19 protein-coding genes are annotated in these 17,836 nt (G+C 70.3%); 13 read left to right on the forward strand and 6 right to left on the reverse strand.

Annotated elements, in window-relative coordinates:
* The first annotated feature begins 3 nt into the window (after positions 1-3).
* Together IT40_RS17075 and IT40_RS17080 are read left to right on the forward strand one after the other, a co-directional pair.
* Positions 4-660, forward strand: a complete 657-nt coding sequence (locus IT40_RS17075) for an HAD-IA family hydrolase (protein ID WP_036757752.1) — start codon at positions 4-6, stop codon at positions 658-660.
* A 15-nt stretch (positions 661-675) separates the two neighbouring features.
* Complete coding sequence (locus tag IT40_RS17080; RefSeq protein ID WP_036757754.1) at positions 676-2,118, forward strand: FGGY-family carbohydrate kinase; 1,443 nt, start codon at positions 676-678, stop codon at positions 2,116-2,118.
* 3 nt (positions 2,119-2,121) lie between these two features.
* Here IT40_RS17080 and IT40_RS17085 read toward each other — a convergent pair whose 3' ends face one another.
* A complete protein-coding gene (locus IT40_RS17085; RefSeq protein WP_036757755.1) occupies positions 2,122-3,054 on the reverse strand; it encodes a sugar-binding transcriptional regulator in 933 nt (310 codons plus the stop codon).
* A gap of 311 nt (positions 3,055-3,365) precedes the next feature.
* On the opposite strand from IT40_RS17085, the gene IT40_RS17090 reads away from it, so the two are divergent.
* The 8 genes from IT40_RS17090 to IT40_RS17125 all read left to right on the forward strand — a co-directional run bounded on the left by IT40_RS17090 (position 3,366) and on the right by IT40_RS17125 (position 10,894).
* Complete coding sequence (locus IT40_RS17090) at positions 3,366-5,588, forward strand: TonB-dependent receptor family protein (RefSeq protein ID WP_036757756.1); 2,223 nt, start codon at positions 3,366-3,368, stop codon at positions 5,586-5,588.
* Between the two features lie 143 nt (positions 5,589-5,731).
* Positions 5,732-6,139 (forward strand): RrF2 family transcriptional regulator, encoded by a 408-nt coding sequence (locus IT40_RS17095; RefSeq protein WP_036757796.1) that lies wholly within the window; start codon positions 5,732-5,734, stop codon positions 6,137-6,139.
* Between the two features lie 3 nt (positions 6,140-6,142).
* Positions 6,143-6,763: a hypothetical protein gene (locus tag IT40_RS17100; RefSeq protein WP_036757757.1), complete on the forward strand. Its 621-nt coding sequence runs from the start codon at positions 6,143-6,145 to the stop codon at positions 6,761-6,763.
* Positions 6,760-7,065 carry a TehB family protein gene (locus IT40_RS17105; protein WP_036757758.1) on the forward strand — a complete coding sequence of 102 codons (306 nt, stop codon included), beginning with the start codon at positions 6,760-6,762 and terminating at the stop codon, positions 7,063-7,065. Before IT40_RS17100 ends, IT40_RS17105 begins: the two co-directional genes overlap by 4 nt.
* Before the next feature lie 106 nt (positions 7,066-7,171).
* Positions 7,172-8,167, forward strand: a complete 996-nt coding sequence (locus IT40_RS17110; protein ID WP_036757759.1) for an ABC transporter substrate-binding protein — start codon at positions 7,172-7,174, stop codon at positions 8,165-8,167.
* Positions 8,164-8,982 (forward strand): ABC transporter permease, encoded by an 819-nt coding sequence (locus tag IT40_RS17115; RefSeq protein ID WP_052096088.1) that lies wholly within the window; start codon positions 8,164-8,166, stop codon positions 8,980-8,982. Before IT40_RS17110 ends, IT40_RS17115 begins: the two co-directional genes overlap by 4 nt.
* Positions 8,979-9,728: an ABC transporter ATP-binding protein gene (locus tag IT40_RS17120; protein WP_036757760.1), complete on the forward strand. Its 750-nt coding sequence runs from the start codon at positions 8,979-8,981 to the stop codon at positions 9,726-9,728. Before IT40_RS17115 ends, IT40_RS17120 begins: the two co-directional genes overlap by 4 nt.
* On the forward strand, positions 9,725-10,894 hold the full coding sequence (locus IT40_RS17125; protein WP_036757761.1) for an NnrS family protein: 1,170 nt from the start codon (positions 9,725-9,727) through the stop codon (positions 10,892-10,894). Before IT40_RS17120 ends, IT40_RS17125 begins: the two co-directional genes overlap by 4 nt.
* A 20-nt stretch (positions 10,895-10,914) precedes the next feature.
* On the opposite strand, the gene IT40_RS17130 is transcribed toward IT40_RS17125, so the two are convergent.
* Positions 10,915-11,463: an FMN-dependent NADH-azoreductase gene (locus IT40_RS17130; protein ID WP_036757762.1), complete on the reverse strand. Its 549-nt coding sequence runs from the start codon at positions 11,461-11,463 to the stop codon at positions 10,915-10,917.
* Positions 11,464-11,598: 135 nt separating this feature from the next.
* On the opposite strand from IT40_RS17130, the gene IT40_RS17135 reads away from it, so the two are divergent.
* Positions 11,599-11,964: a winged helix-turn-helix transcriptional regulator gene (locus tag IT40_RS17135; RefSeq protein ID WP_036757763.1), complete on the forward strand. Its 366-nt coding sequence runs from the start codon at positions 11,599-11,601 to the stop codon at positions 11,962-11,964.
* A 43-nt stretch (positions 11,965-12,007) separates the two neighbouring features.
* On the opposite strand, the gene IT40_RS17140 is transcribed toward IT40_RS17135, so the two are convergent.
* The gene (locus tag IT40_RS17140; protein WP_036757764.1) at positions 12,008-12,319 is read right to left on the reverse strand and encodes an H-NS histone family protein; all 312 of its coding nucleotides are present in this window, start codon (positions 12,317-12,319) and stop codon (positions 12,008-12,010) included.
* Between the two features lie 516 nt (positions 12,320-12,835).
* Here IT40_RS17140 and IT40_RS17145 point away from each other — a divergent pair.
* Both IT40_RS17145 and IT40_RS17150 read left to right on the forward strand, forming a co-directional pair.
* Entirely contained in the window at positions 12,836-13,897 is a 1,062-nt protein-coding gene (locus tag IT40_RS17145) for a YeeE/YedE family protein (RefSeq protein ID WP_036757799.1), read from the forward strand.
* Between the two features lie 122 nt (positions 13,898-14,019).
* Positions 14,020-14,604 carry a rhodanese-like domain-containing protein gene (locus IT40_RS17150; RefSeq protein ID WP_036757766.1) on the forward strand — a complete coding sequence of 195 codons (585 nt, stop codon included), beginning with the start codon at positions 14,020-14,022 and terminating at the stop codon, positions 14,602-14,604.
* Between the two features lie 51 nt (positions 14,605-14,655).
* Here the strand turns inward: IT40_RS17150 and IT40_RS17155 are convergent, their stop codons facing one another.
* The 3 genes from IT40_RS17155 to IT40_RS17165 are packed head-to-tail and all read right to left on the reverse strand — an operon-like array spanning position 14,656 to position 17,785.
* A complete protein-coding gene (locus IT40_RS17155) occupies positions 14,656-15,594 on the reverse strand; it encodes an MBL fold metallo-hydrolase (RefSeq protein WP_036757768.1) in 939 nt (312 codons plus the stop codon).
* Complete coding sequence (locus IT40_RS17160; protein ID WP_036757770.1) at positions 15,594-16,505, reverse strand: MBL fold metallo-hydrolase; 912 nt, start codon at positions 16,503-16,505, stop codon at positions 15,594-15,596. Before IT40_RS17160 ends, IT40_RS17155 begins: the two co-directional genes overlap by 1 nt.
* A 17-nt stretch (positions 16,506-16,522) precedes the next feature.
* Positions 16,523-17,785, reverse strand: coding sequence for an NAD(P)/FAD-dependent oxidoreductase (locus IT40_RS17165; RefSeq protein ID WP_036757772.1), 1,263 nt, complete (start codon positions 17,783-17,785; stop codon positions 16,523-16,525).
* Between the last annotated feature and the right edge of the window lie 51 nt (positions 17,786-17,836).

Consider the following 17,836-nt stretch of genomic DNA (forward strand, 5'->3'; position numbering starts at 1 on the left):
GGCTTGGCGCGCGGGCTGATCTTCGACTGCGACGGGGTGCTGGTCGATTCCGAGCCCCTGGCCGCGGCCGAGATCGAGGCGCTGCTGCAAGGGCTGGGCGCGCCGATCACCCGCGCCCGCATCTATGACGAGTTCCTGGGCCGTTCCTTTTCGACCATCGTCGAGGCGGCGCGGGACCAGGGTGTGGACCTGGGCCCGGCGCTGCCCGGCTATGCCGAGGCCCTGGCGCTGCGTTTTCGCCGCGAATTGCGCCCGGTGCCCGGCATGGCCGAGGCGCTGGCGCAACTCTCGGGGCCGCGCGCCGTGGCATCCTCCAGCGTGCCCGAGCGGCTGCGGTTGTCGCTGTCGCTGACCGGGCTTGCGCCGCTGTTCGGGCCGCATGTCTATTCCGCGACGCAGGTGGCGCGCGGCAAGCCCGAGCCCGACCTGTTCCTGTTCGCCGCCCGGCACCTGGGCATCGCCCCGGCCGATTGCGTGGTGATCGAGGACAGCCCGGCCGGGCTGCGCGCGGCCCGCGCGGCGGGGATGCGGGTGATCGGCTTTCTGGGCGGCAGCCATGCCGCCCCCGCGCGCCTGGCCGAAAAGCTGGCGGCGCTGGCCCCCGATGCGCTGATTGACCAGGCGCGGGATTTGCCCAAGACTTTGGCCGGTCTGGGCTAGGGAAGGGGAATCGGCGTGCTGATCGGGGCCGTGGATGTGGGCTCGGCCCGCGCGCGAGCGGGGCTTTTCACCCCCGACGGCCGGCTGGTCGCCCGCGCAAGCCGCGGCTTCGCCACCCTTCCGGGGCCCGACCGGCAAGCCATGCACGATTTCGCCGAGATCTGGCGGGCCGTGGCCGAGGCCCTGGCCGAGGCGCGGCGGCAGGCCGGCGCCAGCCCGGCGCAGGTCGGCGCGCTGGCCTTTGACGCCACCTGCTCGCTGGTGGTCGAGGCGCCGGGCTTTGCCCCCGACGTGATCGCCTGGCACGACCACCGCGCCGTGGCCGAGGCGGCCGAGCTGAGCCGCATCCCGCATGAGATCGTCGCGCGGGCCGGCGGCTCGGTCTCGCCCGAGATGCAGACGCCGAAGCTGATGTGGCTTCGCCGCCACCGGCCCGAGGTCTGGGCGGCGCTGACGGGCGTGCGCGACCTTTGCGACCATCTGGCCTTTCGCGCCACCGGCATCGAGGCGCGTTCGCTTTGCGCCGCGGCGGCGAAATGGCCCTGGCTGCCCGACCGCGGCGGCTGGCAGCAGGACTTGCTGGACCGGGCCGGGATCGCCGATTTCCCGCGCCCCGGCCCGGTCCTGCCGCCCGGCACGCGCATCGGCCCGCTGTCGCCGCAAGGCGCGGCCGAGCTGGGGCTGGAGCCTGAGACGCTGGTCGCCGCCGGGCTGATCGACGCCTTTGCCGGCGCGCTCGGCGCGGCGCCGGAGATGCCGGCGCTGATCGCCGGCACCTCGAACTGCGTCATGGCGACGGGGCTCGCGCCGCGCGCGGCGCTGTGGGGGCCCTATCCGGGCGCGATCCTGCCCGGCGAAAGCGTCAGCGAGGGCGGCCAGTCCGCCACCGGCGCGCTGCTGGAGCGGGTGCGCGGGCTTTACCCGCAGCCGGCGGGCCATGACGACATCCTGGCCCGGATCGCCGCCGATCCCGAGCCCGAGCCGGACCTGCATGTCCTGCCCGACATCAAGGGCAGCCGCACGCCCTTTGCCGATCCGCTGCTGCGCGGCGCGATCCACGGCCTGACGCTGGAGCGCAGCCCGCAGGCGCTGGACGCACTGTATTGGCGCGCGGCGGTGGGCATCGCGCTGGGGACGCGGCAGGTCATCGCCCATATGGGGCTGGCGCCCGCCGCGCTGGCCATGGCCGGGGGGCAGGCGCGCTCGGCCCTGCTGCGCCAGCTTTATGCCGATGCCATCGGGGCCGAGATCCACTGGCAGCCCGAGGATGCGGTGCTGCGCGGCACCGCCATCGCCGCCGCAGCGCCGCTTCTGGGCGGCATCCGCGCGGCGCGGGCGCGCTTCGCCCGCCCGGTCGAGATCACCCGCCCCGAGCCCGCCGCCCGCGCCCGGCGCGAGCGGGACTGGCGCATCTTCCTGCGCATGCAGCAGCAGCGCGCCGAGATCGCGGCGATGTAGGGGTCAATCGGCCAGCAGCGCCGCCCCGGTCTCGGCATCGGTGATCAGCCCGCTGACCAGTCCGCCGCGCAGCGCGCCGCGGATCGCCGGCACCTTTTCGACGCCATGGGCGGCGCCGATGACCAGCGTCGTCTCGCGCGGGGGGATCGGGGCCGAGGCCACGCGGTCGTTGCTGAGCCCAGGCACCAGCGCGCCCTGCGCGTCATAGGCCCAGCCGGTGATCTCGCCCACCGCGCCGGCCGCGACCAGCGCGTCCAGGTCGGGCTGCGACAGGAACCCGTCCAGCATCAGCGGCGCGCGCGCGCCCACCGTGCCGATGCCGACAAAGGCCACCGCGGCCTCGGCCGACATGCGGATCAGCCGCTCGATGCTGGGCTGGCCGTTGACCGCCTGCCGCTCGCGCACGCTGGGGGCGATGACCGGCAAGGGCAGGGGAAAGCTGCGCGCTGTCACCAGGTCCGAAAGCGTGAACAGCACGTTGTAATAGGCGGTCGAGCCGTCGGGCGCGATATTGCCGGTCAGCGAGACGATGCGGTGCTGCGGGCAGTCGATGTGCGGCAATTGCGCGATGGCGCTGCGCAGGGTGCGGCCGGTGCCGATGGCCATGGTCATCGGCTGGGGGCGGCGCAGCCATTGCTCGATCGCATCGGCCAGCATCAGCGCCACCCCGGCCTCGGGGGCGTCGGAAGGGGCGATCTGGCAGAACGCCAGCGCGTATTTGCGCTGCAATCCGGCGGCAATATCCATGCAATGCGCAAAGGGATGGTCGATGCGGATCTTGACGATGCCCTCGGCCATGGCCTGCGCCACCAGGCGCTGCGCGGTCTGGCGCGAGATGCCCATGATCCCCGCGATCTCGTCCTGGGTCTTGCCCGCGACATAGGAAAGCCACGCCGCCTTGGCCGCCTGTTCCAGTTTCCGGCCCTGGTTCGACATGGATGGGGCTTTTCCGTCTTTCGCGCTGGTTCGGGTCGCTTTTGCGGTTCCTGTGTAGCGTGCCTGCGGCCCGGCTGTCCAGCGCACCCCGCGCGGGCCGGGGCTGCGGCAAAAGCGCCCCGGATAAAATATGACCTTCACATTCATGTTTGATCGGCCTATGCAGGCGGGGTCATTCCGGCGCGTCCGCAGCCCATGCCCGCCGCCGCTATGCCGCATCGCAAGCCTTGTGCCAGCCGTCTCATTGCCACCCTCGCGCCGCGCATTGCCGTGGGCGCTGTCCCCTGCGGGAAGATCAAGGACGTGCCGACATGGACGCTGACGACAAGACGAAACGCTTTGCGCGAATGATCCCCGCCCTGACCGGGCTGGCGGCGGCCGGGCTGTCCTTGCAGGCCGGGGCCGCCTTGGCGCAATCGGCCGCGCCCGGCGCGGTGATCGTGCTGGACGAGATCGAGATCCGCGCCGACACCACCGCGCGGCGCTTCGAGGCGACGCCCGGCGCGGTCACGCTGATCGACCGCAGCGAGGCCATGGGCGAGGCGGCGCCGACGCTGGCCGACTCGCTTTCCGAGGTGCCGGGCGTGGTCGTGCAGGAATTCTTCGGCGGCAACGACCAGCCGCGCATCCAGATCCGCGGCTCGGGCCTGCAGCAGAACCCGGCCGAGCGCGGCTTGCTGATCCTTCAGGACGGGATGCCGGTGAACCGCGCCGACGGCTCCTATGTCGTGGGCCTTGCCGCGCCGGGCCAGGCCGAGAGCATCGAGGTGTTTCGCGGCGCCGCGGCCAACCGTATCGGCGCCAACGTGCTGGGCGGCGCGATCAACTTCGCCTCGCCCTCGGGGGCGACGGCGCCGGGGATGCGGCTCAGCTTCGGCGGCGGCAGCTTCGGGCGGGGCGAGGTCGCGGGCAGCTATGGCATCGACGGCGAGCGCGCCGATGTGCTGCTGCGCTTCGAACATGCGCAGAAGGACGGCTATCGCGACTACAACGGCTCGCGCCGCAGCGCCATCGGCGGCAACGTCACCCTGCAGACCGGCGAGGCGGTGACGCGGCTGTTCTTCAGCCATACCGACCTGGAATTCGACGTGGCCGGGCCGCTGACCTGGGACGCGATCCAGAACGATCCCGAAAGCAACCACGCCGGCCCGGTGATCGTCGGCGGCGTGCCGGTCGGTCCGGGACCGAACGTACTGCGCGACCAGCCGCGGCGCGACACCCGCCAGACCCTGGCAGGCGCGCGCACGACGCTGGAGCGCGGCGAGAACATCTATGACTTCGGCCTGAGCCTGTCGCGGACCGACGACAGCTTCGCCTTTCCGATCTCGGCCGGGTTCCGCGACACCGAGGGCAGCGACGCCACGCTGACCGCGCGCTACAGCCGGCTGGGCGAGGGGGAATTGCCGCTGTTCGAGACCGGGCTGACCTGGTCCTTCGGCAAGGCCGACCGCGACTATGACCACAACCTGGGCGGCGCGCGCGGTCCGGCCTTCGGCCGCAACCGGCTGACGGCCGATACGCTGTCCATCTTTGCCGGGGCGAACCTGCCATGGGGCGGCTTCACCCTGTCGCCCTCGATCGCCTTCAACCATGCCAGCCGCGAAAGCGAGGATCGCTGGACTGCCGCGACCCGGCCGACCGTGGCCTACAGCCCGATGAACCCCGGCATGCACCTGCCCGATGGCGCGGTGCCGGCGACCTCGACCAGCTACGACCGCAGCTATAGCGGCTTCACCCCGGCGCTGGCCCTGTCCTGGGCCCCGGCCGAGGGGCAGTTCGCCTGGATCTCGCTGGCGCGCGGCTTCGAGCCGCCGACCCATGACGACCTGCTGGGCACGGTGGGCGGCACGCCCAACAGCGGGCCGGGCCGGCCGAACCCCGCCGATCCCGCCGCGCCTGCGGCCATGTTCGCCACGCCCGATCTGGAGGCGCAGACCTCGACCACGCTGGAGCTGGGCTGGCGCGGGACATGGCAGCGCCTGTCCTGGGACGCGACCGTCTATCACGCGCGGCTGAAGAACGAGCTGCTGTCGCTGCGCGACGTGACCGGCGCCACGCTCGCCTCGGTCAACGCCGGGCGGACGCGGCACAGCGGGGTCGAGCTTGGCCTGTCGGGCGAGCTGACGGAAACGCTGTCGGGGCGGCTGGCCTGGACCTGGCAGGATTTCCGCTTCGACGACGATCCCTTGCGCGGCGACAACCGCATCGCCGGCGCGCCGCGCAACGTCGTCACGCTGGCGCTGGACTGGCGCCCGGTCGAGCGGCTGACGCTGCGCGGCAAGCTGCATTGGGTGCCGGGCAGGACGCCGGTGGACAACATGAACACGGTCTTCAACGATTCCTATGCGCTGGTGGACCTGGGCGCCGAATATGCCCTGACCGAGAATGCCGCGGTCCATGTCGAGGTCACGAACCTGACCGATGAGCGCTATGCCGCCTCGACCCTGGTGCTGGACCAGGCAGTGGCGGGGCAGGCGGCCTTCATCCCCGGCGAGGGGCGGGCCTTCTACCTGGGCACGCGGCTGCGGTTCTGATGATGGCGGTCGCCGCTTTCGCCCCGTCGCCGCCCGCCCCGCGGATCTGGCCCCAGGCCGGGCCGCGCCGGGCCCTGGCGCGCGCCATTGACCGCCTGGCGCGGGCCGTGCTTTTGTGCGGGCGGATCGAGGAAGCCCCCTGCATGCGACTGACCAGCTTTTCGGATTACGCCCTGCGCCTGCTGATCTATGCGGCGCGGCATCCCGACCGGCTGGTCACGATCGAAGAGGCGGCCGCCGCCTATGACATCTCGCGCAGCCACCTGACCAAGGTGGCGAACGTGCTGACGCGGGCGGGGTTCCTGAACTCGGTCCGCGGCCGCTCGGGCGGGTTGGAGCTGGGGCGCGACCCCGCCGTGCTGCCCCTGGGCGAGGTGCTGCGCGTGACCGAGCCGGACATGGCCGCCGCCGAATGCTTCGGCCCCGAAGAGATCCGCGACCCGAACCGCCCCGGCGCGCTGGACGCGGCGATCCGCGACGCGCTGGCCGCCTTCCTGCAAGTGATGGACCACCGCACGCTGGCCGACCTGCTGGCCGAGGAACAGGAGTGAGCCATGGTTTTTCCCGCCTTCTTCGCTGATGCGCCGGCGATCCGGCTCCGCGATCCCCTGGCGGGCTTCCTGGGCTCGGCCGAGGACGGGGTGATGACCTATAGCTTCGCGGATGCGGTGCGGCTTTGCGGCCATTCCTGCCCGGTGGTGGCCGGGGCCTGGCTGATGGTGCTGGCCGGGCTGGAATGGCTTTACGGCGACGACCTGCCCGAACGCGGCGGCATCGAAGTCCACATGCGCGACGGCGTCGGGCAGGGCACGACCGGGGTCGTCGCCTCGGTCGCGACGCTGCTGACCGGCGCGGCGGCCGAGGGCGGCTTTCACGGCATCGGCGCGGGGCACCTGTTCGCGCGCCGCGGGCTCTTGCGCTTCGAGGCGCCGATCGACGGGGTGATGGCGCTGCGCCGGCGCGACAATGGCGCCGGCGTGGTCGTGGACATCGACACCGGCCGTGTGCCCCACGATCCCGCCATGGCCGAGCTGATGCCGCGCGCGGTCGCGGGGCGGGCCGAGCCGGCCGAGCTGGCCCGTTTCGCGGCGCTGTTCCAGGATCGGGTGCGACGGATGCTGGCGGCGGCCGACGATCCCAAGCTGGTCCATCTCTACGATTGGCCCGCGGCATGAGCCTGCCGGCCTGGCCCGACGACGCCGCGCCCTATCGGCGCACGCCGGAGTTCACCGAGGCCAGCGTGCCCAAGGGCCTCTTGCGCGCCCATGCGACCCGGCCCGGCACCTGGGCGCGGCTGCATGTGCTTGAGGGCGGGCTGGTCTTTCGCGACCTGGTCGACGGGGCCGAGCTGCTCTTGGGGCCCGGCATCCATCCGCTGATCCACCCGGAGCGGCTGCACGAGGTCGCAGCTGCGGGTCCGGTGCGGTTTTTCATCGAGTTCTGCGCCCGGCCGGGGGATTTCGCGGCGCCGGCCTGACCTAAATCAAGGACGGTCGATCCCGGCCGCCTATGGTATCGTCAACCCCGCGCCAGCCCTCCGCCAGCGATCCCCCGTTCATCTTGCGACTGCCAGGAGGGCAGACATGTCCCAAACCCCTCGTCATCCCTCGCGCCGCGCCCTTCTTGCCGGGGCCGGCGCGCTTGCCGCCACCCTGGCCGCGCCCGGCATCCTGCGCGCAGCACCCCTGGCGCGGCTTGCGCTGTTCGGGCCGCCTGCCGGGCCCAGCATCACCCTGGCCCATGCCGTGGCCAGCGGCGCGCTGAAGGATCTGTCGGCCGAGGTGTCGCTGACCGTCTGGCGCACCCCGGACGAGTTGCGCGCCGGGCTGACCTCGGGGACCATCGACCTGTCGGTGGTGCCGGTGCAGGTCGCCGCGAATCTCTATAACCGCGGCATGGGGCTGCGGCTGGTCAATACCATGACCGACGGGCTGCTGTTCATCGTGGCCGAATCCGGCGCGGTCGCCGATTTCACCGGGCTGGAGGGCAGGCGCCTGGCCGTGCCCTTCGTCAACGACACGCCCGATTTCGTGCTGCGCGCGCTGCTGGCGCGGCAGGGCATCGCCGACAAGGTGCAGCTGGTGCCCGTCGGCAGCCCCATCGAGGCGGCGCAGATGCTGCTGGCCGGCCAGATCGAGGCGGCGCTGCTCGGCGAGCCGGCCTCCAGCGTGGCGATCATGCGCGGGCGGACCGTGGGCAAGGCTTTCGCGCGGGTGATCGACCTGCAAGAGGAATGGGGCCGGCAGGGCGATGTCGGCCCGGTGCTGCCGCAGGCCGGGCTGGCCGCGACCGATGCCTTCATGGCCGGCGGCGCCGAGGTGCTGGCGCCGTTGCAGGCCGCGCTGGCGCAGGCGAACGGCGAGGTGCTGGCCGATCCGGTGCAGGCCGCGACCGAAGCCGCCGGCGCCCTGGACATGCCCGCCCCGATCCTGGCGCTGTCGGTGCCGCATTCCCGGCTGGCCGTGCGCCCCGCCGGCGAGGCGCGGCCGGCGATCGAGGCGATCCTGTCGCTGATGGCCGAGACCGATGCCGCGATCATCGGCGGCAAGCTGCCCGACGACGGGTTCTATCTGCTGTGAGCCTGCTTTCGGCCTGTCTCGACCGGCTGGCGCGGCTGGGCCGGTTCCTGTGGTCGGCCTGGGCGGGGCTCGCGGGCCTGGCGCTGATCGGCGCGCTGTGGCAGGCCGGGCACGAGGCCTATGGCGATTTCATCCTGACCGCGCCGCTGGACACGCTGGCCGCGGCGGCGCGGCTTATGCACGAGGGCAGGGCGCAGGAACTGCTGGCCCTGACCACCGCCCGCGCGCTGGCCGGCTTCGGGCTTTGCGCGCTGATCGGCACGCTTTTCGGGGTGGCGGCGGGCTATTCCCCGGCCACGCTGCGGCTGTCGCGGCCGATCCTGACCCTGCTTCTGGGCGTGCCGCCCATCGCCTGGATCGTGCTGGCGATGATCTGGTTCGGCCCCTCGGACCTGACCGTGGCGGTGACGATCCTGATCTCGGCCACGCCGGTCGTCTTCGTCGGCGCGGTCGAGGGGGTGGTGACGCGCGACCGCGGCCTGGACGACATGGCGCAGGTCTTTGGCGCCGGGCCGCTGCGGCGCTTCCTGTTCGTCTCGGCCCGGCAGATTTCGGCGCAGCTGTTCCCGGCGCTGATCCTGGCGCTCGGCTCGGCCTTCAAGGTGGCGATCATGGCCGAGCTGCTGGCCAATGCCGGCGGCATCGGCGGCGCGCTGGCGCGGGCGCGGGCCATGCTGGACATCGCCGAGGCGCTGGCCTGGGTCAGCCTGGCCGTCGCCGCGCTGATCGCGGTCGAATACATCCTGATCCGCCCGGTCCGGGCCGAGCTGGAGCGCTGGCGCGAGGCCGCAGCGCCCTGGGGCGTCAAGCGATGAGCCTGCTGGAACTGAACCGCATCGGCCACGCCTTTTTCGGCCGCACCGTGCTCGAGGGCATCACGCTGGGCGTCGCCCGGCAAGAGATCGTGGCGCTGGTCGGGCCGTCGGGTTCGGGCAAGTCCACGCTTGCGCATATCGCCGCCGGGCTGGTCGAGCCGCGCGAGGGGCGCATCGCCCGCCACTACCTGCGCCACGCGATGGTCTTCCAGGAGCCGCGGCTGATGCCCTGGGCCACCGCGGCCGGCAATATCGGCTTTCCGCTGCGCCTGTCGCGCGCGCCGCGCCGGATGCGGCGCCGGGTGATCGCCGATGCCGCCCTGCGCGCCGGCCTGCTGCCCGAGGATCTGGGGAAATACCCGTCCGAGCTTTCGGGCGGCATGCGCCAGCGCGCCGCCATCGCCCGCGCCCTGGTGACGGACCCGGATTTCATCTATTTCGACGAACCCTTCACCGCGCTGGATGTGGCGCTGAAGCGGCGGATGCAGGATCTGGTGATCGAGGCCGCCGCCTCGGCGCGCTTCGCCGCGCTCTTCATCACCCATGACCTGCTGGAGGCGATCCGCATCAGCCACCGTATCCTGGTCCTGGACGCGGGCGGGCGCGGCATCGCCGGCGAGCGCCTGCCGCCGGGCAGCCCCGGCACCCGCGACGAGGCGGCGATCTTTGCCCTGCGCCAGCACTACCTGACCGCCGACCCGCTGTTTGCGCATATCCACGACATCGACGAACGGCTGCGCCCATGACGCCTCCGCTGCACCGCGTGCTGTCCGACGAAGGCTTCCGGCTGTTCTTTCCGCTGGCGGCGCTGCATGCCGGGCTGTGGCCGCTCGTCTGGGTCGGGCTCTGGTCCTTCGACCTGCCCCTTGCGCGGCAGATCCCGGCCGGCATCTGGCATGCGAACGAGATGATCTTCGGCGCCTGGGGCGCGGCGCTGCTGGGCTTTCTGACCACCGCCGCGCCGGAATGGAGCGACACCCCCCGCCTGCGCGGACGGCCGCTTTGGGTGCTGGCCGCACTTTGGGGCCTGGCGCGGATCGCGGGGCTTCTGGGCGCGGACCTGCTGGTCCTGCCGGCGATGCTGGCGGACCTGGCCTGGCTGGTGCTGCTGCTGGCCTATCTGCTCAAGGTCTCGCTGCGGCAGCGGACCACGCGGCTGCTCAGCTTTGCGGGCTGGCTTTTCGCGCTGGCGCTGGCCGGGCTGATGGCGCGCATGGCGATGCTGGCCGGGCAGGCCGAGGCGGCGGCGGAATGGCTGCGCGTCGCCGGGCTGGTGTTTCTGGGGCTGCTGTCCCTGGCGTTGGCGCGCATCAGCGTGCCGGTGACGAATATCGTGCTGGACCCCAGCGAAAGCACCTCGCCCTTTCGGCCGCATCCGGGGCGGCTGAACCTGTCGGCCGGGCTGGTGGCGCTGGCCCTGGCGGGGCAGGTCGCGGGGCTCTCGCCGGCGGTCGCGGGCTTTCTGTGGATCGCCGCCGGCGCCGCCTTCATGGACCGCATGGCCGAGGGCTTTGTCGGTGCCGAGGCGTTTCGCGCCGAGATCATGGTGCTGATGGCGGCGGCGGGATTTGCCGGCGCGGGGCTGCTGGGCTTGGGTGCCGCCGCGCTTGGCGCGCCCTGGGCCGAGGCCGGGCCGCTGCATCTGGCGCTGATGGGCGGCCTGGGCCTGGGCGTGCTGGCGGTGCTGGCGATCGCCGGGCGGTTCCATACCGGGCAGGGGCTTGGCCTGAACCGGCCGACCCGCGCGGCTTTCGTGCTGGCCGGACTGGCGGTGCTGCTGCGCGCCCTGCCCGAGATGGGGTTGATGCCATGGCCGCCCGGCCCGCTGCACCTGCTCGCCGCCCTGCTGTGGGCGGCGGCGTTCCTGCTGTGGCTGGCCGATTACTGGCCGGCGATACGCCGCCTGCCCTAGGGGGACGGGCGGCGCGGGGTTCATGCGGCAAGCTGCCGGGTCTGGCCAAGCGCCTGGTCGATGGCGGCCTGGCGCTGTTCGGGGCCGATGCTCACGCCGTCGGCCATCACGAATTCGGCCTCGATGCCGATGAAGGCAAAGACCGAGCGCAGGTAGCTTTCCAGATGTTCCAGCGCCACCCGCGCGTCGTCGCTGTAAAAGCCGCCGCGCGCCAGCGCGATGATCACGCGCTTGCCGCCGGCCAGCCCCTCCGGTCCCTCGGCGGTATAGCGGAAGGTCTTGCCGGCGACGACGATGCGGTCGATCCAGGCCTTGAGCTGGCTGGGCAGGGTGAAGTTATACATCGGCGCGCCGATCACCACCGTCTCGGCGGCCAGGAACTCGTCCAGAACCGCGCTGTCGGCCAGCGCATCCAGCGTCAGATGCGGCAGCGGCGCGCCGGCCAGGTCGCGGCGGATGACGGGGACGCCGGGCCGGGCCTCGGCCAGCCGGTCGATGATCGCCTGGCTGACGATGCGGCTGACGCTGTTGTCGCCGGTGATGCTGCTGTCGATATGCAGGATGGTCACTTTTGTCTCCTAGGTATGGAATTTATACTGAGGCCGCTTAGATAACCATCGGGAAGACCCCCGCAAGAAGGCACAATCCTGTGCCGCAGTTACATGGCTGTGACCCGGTCACGGCAAGGAAACCGGAGAAACCAGATGCATGACCCCAACAGTTTCGGTTGCCGGGCCTTTGCCGCCGTCCTGCAGCGGATCGGCGACAAATGGAGCCTGCTGATCGTTTCGGTCCTGGCCGAGGGGCCGCGGCGGTTCAGCGAATTGCGCCGCGAGATCCCCAGCATTTCCCAGCGCATGCTGACGCTGACCCTGCGCGGGCTGGAGCGCGACGGGCTGGTGTCGCGCACGGTGACGCCCAGCATTCCGCCGCGCGTGGATTACGAATTGACCGAGCTTGGCCGTTCGCTGCGCAAGCCGGTCTGCGCGCTGGCGGAATGGGCGATGGCGAATATCGACGCGATCCATGATGCCCAGGCCCGTTTCGACCGGGCGGGCGAAAAGGTCTAGCCGGGACAAGGCCCCGCATTCGATCTGCCGGGGGCAATGCCGTTCAGATGGCGAAATCTTCCAGCGCCTTGCCGGCGGCCAATCCTTCGGCGATCCAGCGGGGTTTGCGGCCGCGCCCGCTCCAGGTCAGATCGGGATTCTCGGGGTGGACATATTTCGGCGCGGCCGCGGGACGCTGCGCCGCCGTCTCGATCAATTGCGTCAGGGAAAAGCCGAATTGTTTCGCGGCTTCCTCGGCCTTGGCGCGGGCTTCGGCCTTGCGGCGGGCCTCGAAACCGGTGATGGCCCTTTCGACATTCTTGCGCAGCTGTTTCAGCTCGGCCAGGGACATGGCGTTCAGATCGATCTCGGTCATTTGCAGTTCCTTTCGATAGGCGATTGGCGCCGCTGCCGCATTCACGCCGGAAACCGGCGGCCGGCGAAGGCGCCGCGCTGATCGTTCGAAAATAACCGCCGGGCGGTCGGAATATCAAGATCCAGCGCCGCGGTTTTTCAATCACTCCATTGGCGCCGCCGGCAGCATTTCAAGCCGCCCGATGGCCATGCGCGGCATGCGATCTTAATCCCGGCGATCATCGGGTTTTGCGTCGCTGGGGCCGCAGGAGATCGCCTGTCCATTCCAGCGTTTTGCCTGATCGATTTGCGCCGATGGGCGCACCGATTATGCGATCTTCATCGCTCGGCTTCCAGAAACCTTGCCGGCCGGTTGTCCTGGAATCCGCCGGATCATTGGCGTTTTTATCGCAGGCGACCGGCAATTCCGGGCGGGGCGGCCACGTGCCGCGTTGATGCCTGGGCTTTGGCCCGGATATGATCCATGTCAAGGCGCGGTCGGGGCGGCCGGGGCCATATGTCGAAAAGGATGGCGGCCATGGATCTCGACTTTCTGCTTGAGCATGTTCCCGAGCCGCAACTGGCCGCGATCTTCGGCCTGCTGGTCGGGGCCGTCTTTGGCTTTTCCGCGGAACGGTCGTCCTTTTGCCTGCGCGCGGCCACGGTGGAATTCGCCCGCGGCAGCCTGGGGCCCAAGGTCGCGGTCTGGCTGCTGACCTTTTCGACCGCGGTGATCTGGGTTCAGGGCGCGGGGCTTCTGGGCCTGTTCCGCGCCGAGGAGGCGCGGATGATGGCCGTCACCGGCAGCTGGTCGGGCGCGGTGATCGGCGGGCTGATGTTCGGCGCCGGCATGGTGCTGGCGCGCGGCTGTTCGGGGCGGCTTCTGGTGCTGGCGGCGACGGGGAACCTGCGCTCGGTCGTGTCGGGGCTGATCTTCGCGGTGGTGGCGCAGATGGCGCTGCATGGCTGGCTGGCCCCTTTGCGGCAGGAGCTGGCGGGGCTGTGGACCACGCCGGGCGGGCGCAATGTCAGCCTGCTGACGGCGCTGCCGCTGCGCGAATCCGGCGCCATCCTGGTCGGCATCGGCTGTGCCGTGCTGGCGCTTTGGCTGGCGCGGGCGAACCGGATCGGCCTGCCGGTGCTGGTCTTTGCCTCGGGCGTGGGCTTTGCGGTGGCGCTTGGCTGGGTGCTGACCTTTTCGCTGTCGCAGCAGGCCTTCGATCCGGTCAGCGTGACCTCGGCCACCTTTTCGGGGCCTTCCGCCAGCACCCTGATGTTCTTTCTGACCGAAAGCCCGGTCCTGGATTTCGACATCGGCCTGGTGCCGGGCGTCTTTGTCGGCGCCTTCCTGTCGGCGGCGCTGAAGCGGCGGCTGAAGTTCCAGGGCTTCGAGGGCGAGGGGCAGATGCGGCGATCGATGCTGGGGGCGGCGCTGATGGGCTTCGGCGCCATGCTGGCCGGGGGCTGCGCCATCGGCGCCGGCGTCTCGGGCGGCTCGATCTTCGTGGCGACGGCCTGGCTTGCGCTGTTGTGCATGTGGATCGGCGCCGTCATCACCGACTGGCTGGTGGACCAATCCGCGCATCGGGCGACGGCCTGACCGGCCGGGGGGCGGGAAAAGGCAGGGGCCGGAAAATGCCGGCCCGGACGCATGAAATCGCTTCGTTATATCGCTCAGGTCGTATATTCGTATCTTGCTATATAAGCAGGAGAGGATTTCACATGCGTGCCATTCTTTTTGGCCTGGCATTGTCGGCGCTGTCGCCCCTGGCTCCGGCCTGGGCGAGCGATGCGGCGGCCTTGCCCGAAAACAAGCAGACGGTGCAGAAGCTGTATCTGACCGCGGCCGAGGCCTATGAAAAGGTCGTGCAGTCCCCGCAGGAGGTGCTGTTTCTGGATGTGCGCTCGCCCGGCGAGGTGGCCTTTGTCGGCATGGCGACCGTCGCGGATGCCAACGTGCCCCACATGATCCAGCCCGCATCGCCCGCCTGGGACGACAAGCGCTCGACCTTCAAGATGGAAAGCAATCCCGGCTTCATCGACGAGGTCCGGGTCCGCCTGGGGGCCAAGGGCCTTGGCCAGGATGCGGCCATCGTCCTGATTTGCCGGTCGGGCGACCGCAGCGCCAAGGCGGCCAACGAACTGGCCAAGGCGGGCTTCGGCAATGTCTGGTCGGTGACGGACGGGTTCGAGGGCGACCTTGCCAAGGACGGGCCGCTGGCCGGAACCCGCAGCGTCAACGGCTGGAAGAACGCGGGCCTGCCCTGGAGCTACAAGCTGGACAAGGCCAAGATGCACGGGATGTGACCCGGCGGGCCGGAGCGGCCGGGCAGGGCAGGTGCCCGCCCGGCCGCAGCCTTATTCGAACTCCATCTCGGCAAAGACCACGCCGGCATTCTTGGTCGCCAGTTCCTCGAACGTATCGAGCCGCGACCAGCGCGACTGGTCGACGTAATAGGCGCCGCCCAGGTCGCCGCCCTCTTCGATATGCGCGCCGATCTTTTCGCGCAGATCGGCCAGGTAGTCGCGGGTATAGCGCGTCACCTGCGCCAGGTTGGTCGGATGGCCATGGCCGGGAATGACATGGGCCGGGGCCAGCGGCGCGAATTTCGTCTCCCATGTCTCGATCCAGCACGAGGTGCAGGTGCCCTCGAAGATCGGCGGCATGCGCTCGTGAAAGGCGATGTCGCCGGCGATCATCATCGACCATTGCGGGATCCAGACCTGGGTGTCGCCGGGCGAATGCGCGGGCCCCAAGTGCAGCACCTCGATGGCGACGCCGCCCATGGTGATGTCCTTGCGGTCGGTGAAGGTCTCGGTCGGATGGGCGATGACCGTGCCCTCGGCCCTTTCGCGGGCATAGTTCTGCAGGCCGGCCAGATCCTGCGGCGCGCCGTCGGCGAATTCGGCGGCGGCCTCTTCATGCGCCAGGATCGGCACGCCCTGCGCCGCCCAGTAGCCGTTGCCCAGCATGGCGTGGCCCTGGCCGTTTTCGTTGATGACCAGCTTGACCGGCTGGTCGGTGACGGCGCGGATTTCCGCGTGCAGCGCCTCGGCCAGCTGCCACGAGGCGCCCGAGTTCACCACCACCACGCCCTCGTCGGTCACGATGAAGCTGAGGTTGTTGTTGTGCCCGGCATTGTCATAGGTCGGCGGCGCGGTGGCGCCGATGGCCGAAAAGACGTTCGGGATCACCTCGACCGGCTTCGAATACAGGACCGATTGCGGGTATTGGTCGGGGATGTCCTCGGAGGCGAAGGCGGGCGCGGCGACCAGGCAAAGCATCAGTCTGCGCATCAGATCTCTCCCGTGAAGCGATAGCCGGTTTCCGCCTTCTCGACCCGGCCGAGCCCGCCTTGCGGCAGGTGGTAGCCGATGAAGGGCATGGCATCCGCCGCCAGCCGTTCCAGCAGCGCAATGCGGGTGGTGGCGGCCAGAGGCGGATCCTGGTCCGAGGGCGAGGGCCAGTCGGGGCGCTCGAAGGCGATGTGGTGGTTGCCGATCGCATCGCCCACGACCATCAGCGCGCCCTCGGGCGTCGCGATCTCATAGGCCAGGTGGCCGGGGGTATGGCCGGGGGTCAGACGCGCGGTGATGCCGGGCAGGGCCTCTTCGCCGTCCGCCAGCTTGCGGATGCTGTCGGCCACCACCTCCAGCCGGCGCGAGGCGCCGATGGCAAAGCTGGCGCGTTCCTCGCCGATGCTGTCGACGGTGGCGGGGTCCATCCAATAGTCGAACTCGGCCTGGCCGATCATGTATTCGGCCTGGGTAAAGACCGGCTCGTCGAATTCGTCCAGCAGGCCCCAGAGGTGATCGGGATGGCCATGGGTGATCAGCACATGGGTCACGTCCTCGGGCGCCAGCCCCAGTGCCTCCAGCGCCTCGATCACCTTGCCGGCGGTCGGCATGAAGTCCGGGCCCGATCCCAGGTCGAACAGCACCGTGTTGGTGCCGTCGCGCAGCAGCGTCAGGTTGCAGGGGGGCGTCAGCGCGCCCGCCGCCAGCCCGTGCCGGGCCATGAGGGCCGAGACCTCGGCCTCGGGCAGCCCGGCGAAGGTGAAGTCCAGCGGCAGTTCCAGATGCCCGTCCGACAGGCTGTCGATGCGCACCGGACCCATGGTCAGGGTGGTGGCGGCCCAGGCCCGCCTGTAGGGCAGGGCCAGGGCGGCGGCCGAGGCCGCAAGGAAATGGCGGCGGCTCAGTTGCATGGGTTCGTCCTTCCGGTTCAGCCGAAGATGTCGGCGGTGATGCCCGCATACCAACCGAGGCTTTCCTCATAGGTCAGCTTGCGCAGCGCGGCATCCTCGCCGGTGTTGCTGATGAAGTTCTCGACGCTGGCGATCCGGTCGCCGTTCGGCTGGTAGGACGCGCCCAGCTTTATGCCGTCATCGGGGGCCAGCAGCGACCAGCAGGTGTTGGAATACTTGGCCGGGAACACCCGCGAGCCGGTCAGCTCGCCGCGGATCGCCATGGCGGCGACCTTAGCCTGGCTGTTGGCCGAGAAGGCGGATTTCGGCATGTCGCCCTGGGCGCTGGAATCGCCCAGGACCCAGACATTCTCGTCCATCCGCGACTTCATGCTGTCGGGATGCACAGGGGCCCAGCCGCTCTCGTCGGTCAGCCCGGCGATGGCGGCGATCCGGCCGGCGCTCTGGGCCGGGATGACGTTGCAGCAATCGACCTTTTGCGCCGTGCCCTCGACCAGCACCTCCATGCTGTCGGGGCGCACCTCGACGCTGGCGCCGCCGAATTCGGGGCTGATCCATTCGACCATGCCGTTGTAATATTTCCCCCAGCCCTCCTCGAACAGCGTCTGCTTGGAGAATTTTTCCTTGGGGTCCAGGATGATGATCTTGGCGGTCGGATTGCCCTGCTTGAGCAGATGCGCGACCATGCTGATCCGCTCATAGGGGCCGGGCGGGCAGCGATAGGGGTTGGGGGGCGCGACCATGGCGAAGACGCCGCCCTGGGGCATCGACTCGATCATGCGCCTGAGCAGCTGGGTCTGCGGCCCGGCCTTGTAGGCATGGGGCATGATTTCGGCCGCCTCGAGCGACCAGCCGGGGACCGAATCCTCCTTGAACTCGATGCCGGGCGACAGCACCAGCCGGTCATAGGGCAGCACCTGCCCGCCCGCCAGCGTGACCGTCCGCGCCGCGCGATCCACCCCGACGGCCGTGTCGTTGACGACGGCGACCCCGGCGGCGGACAGCTTGTCATAGCCGTGCTGAAGGCTTTCGAAATCGCGGAACCCGCCGATATAGAGATTCGAGAAGAAGCAGGTCGTATAGACCGGATTGGCCTCGACCAGGGTCACGTCCAGCGCGCCCTGGGAATCCCTGGCCATGTAATGGGCCGCCGTGCCGCCGCCGGCGCCGCCGCCGATGACGACGACCTTCGGCTTGCCCTGTCCCAGGACGACGGGCGCATAAAGCAGCCCGGTGGCGGCAGTGGCGCCCGCGATCAGCGATCGTCTCGTCAGGATCATCTTTCTCTCCTCCCTGATGAACGGTCCGGTGCGTGGCAACCGGCCGCTTTT

Origin of the sequence: Paracoccus versutus (assembly GCF_000763885.1) — a bacterium.
Classification (GTDB): domain Bacteria; phylum Pseudomonadota; class Alphaproteobacteria; order Rhodobacterales; family Rhodobacteraceae; genus Paracoccus; species Paracoccus versutus.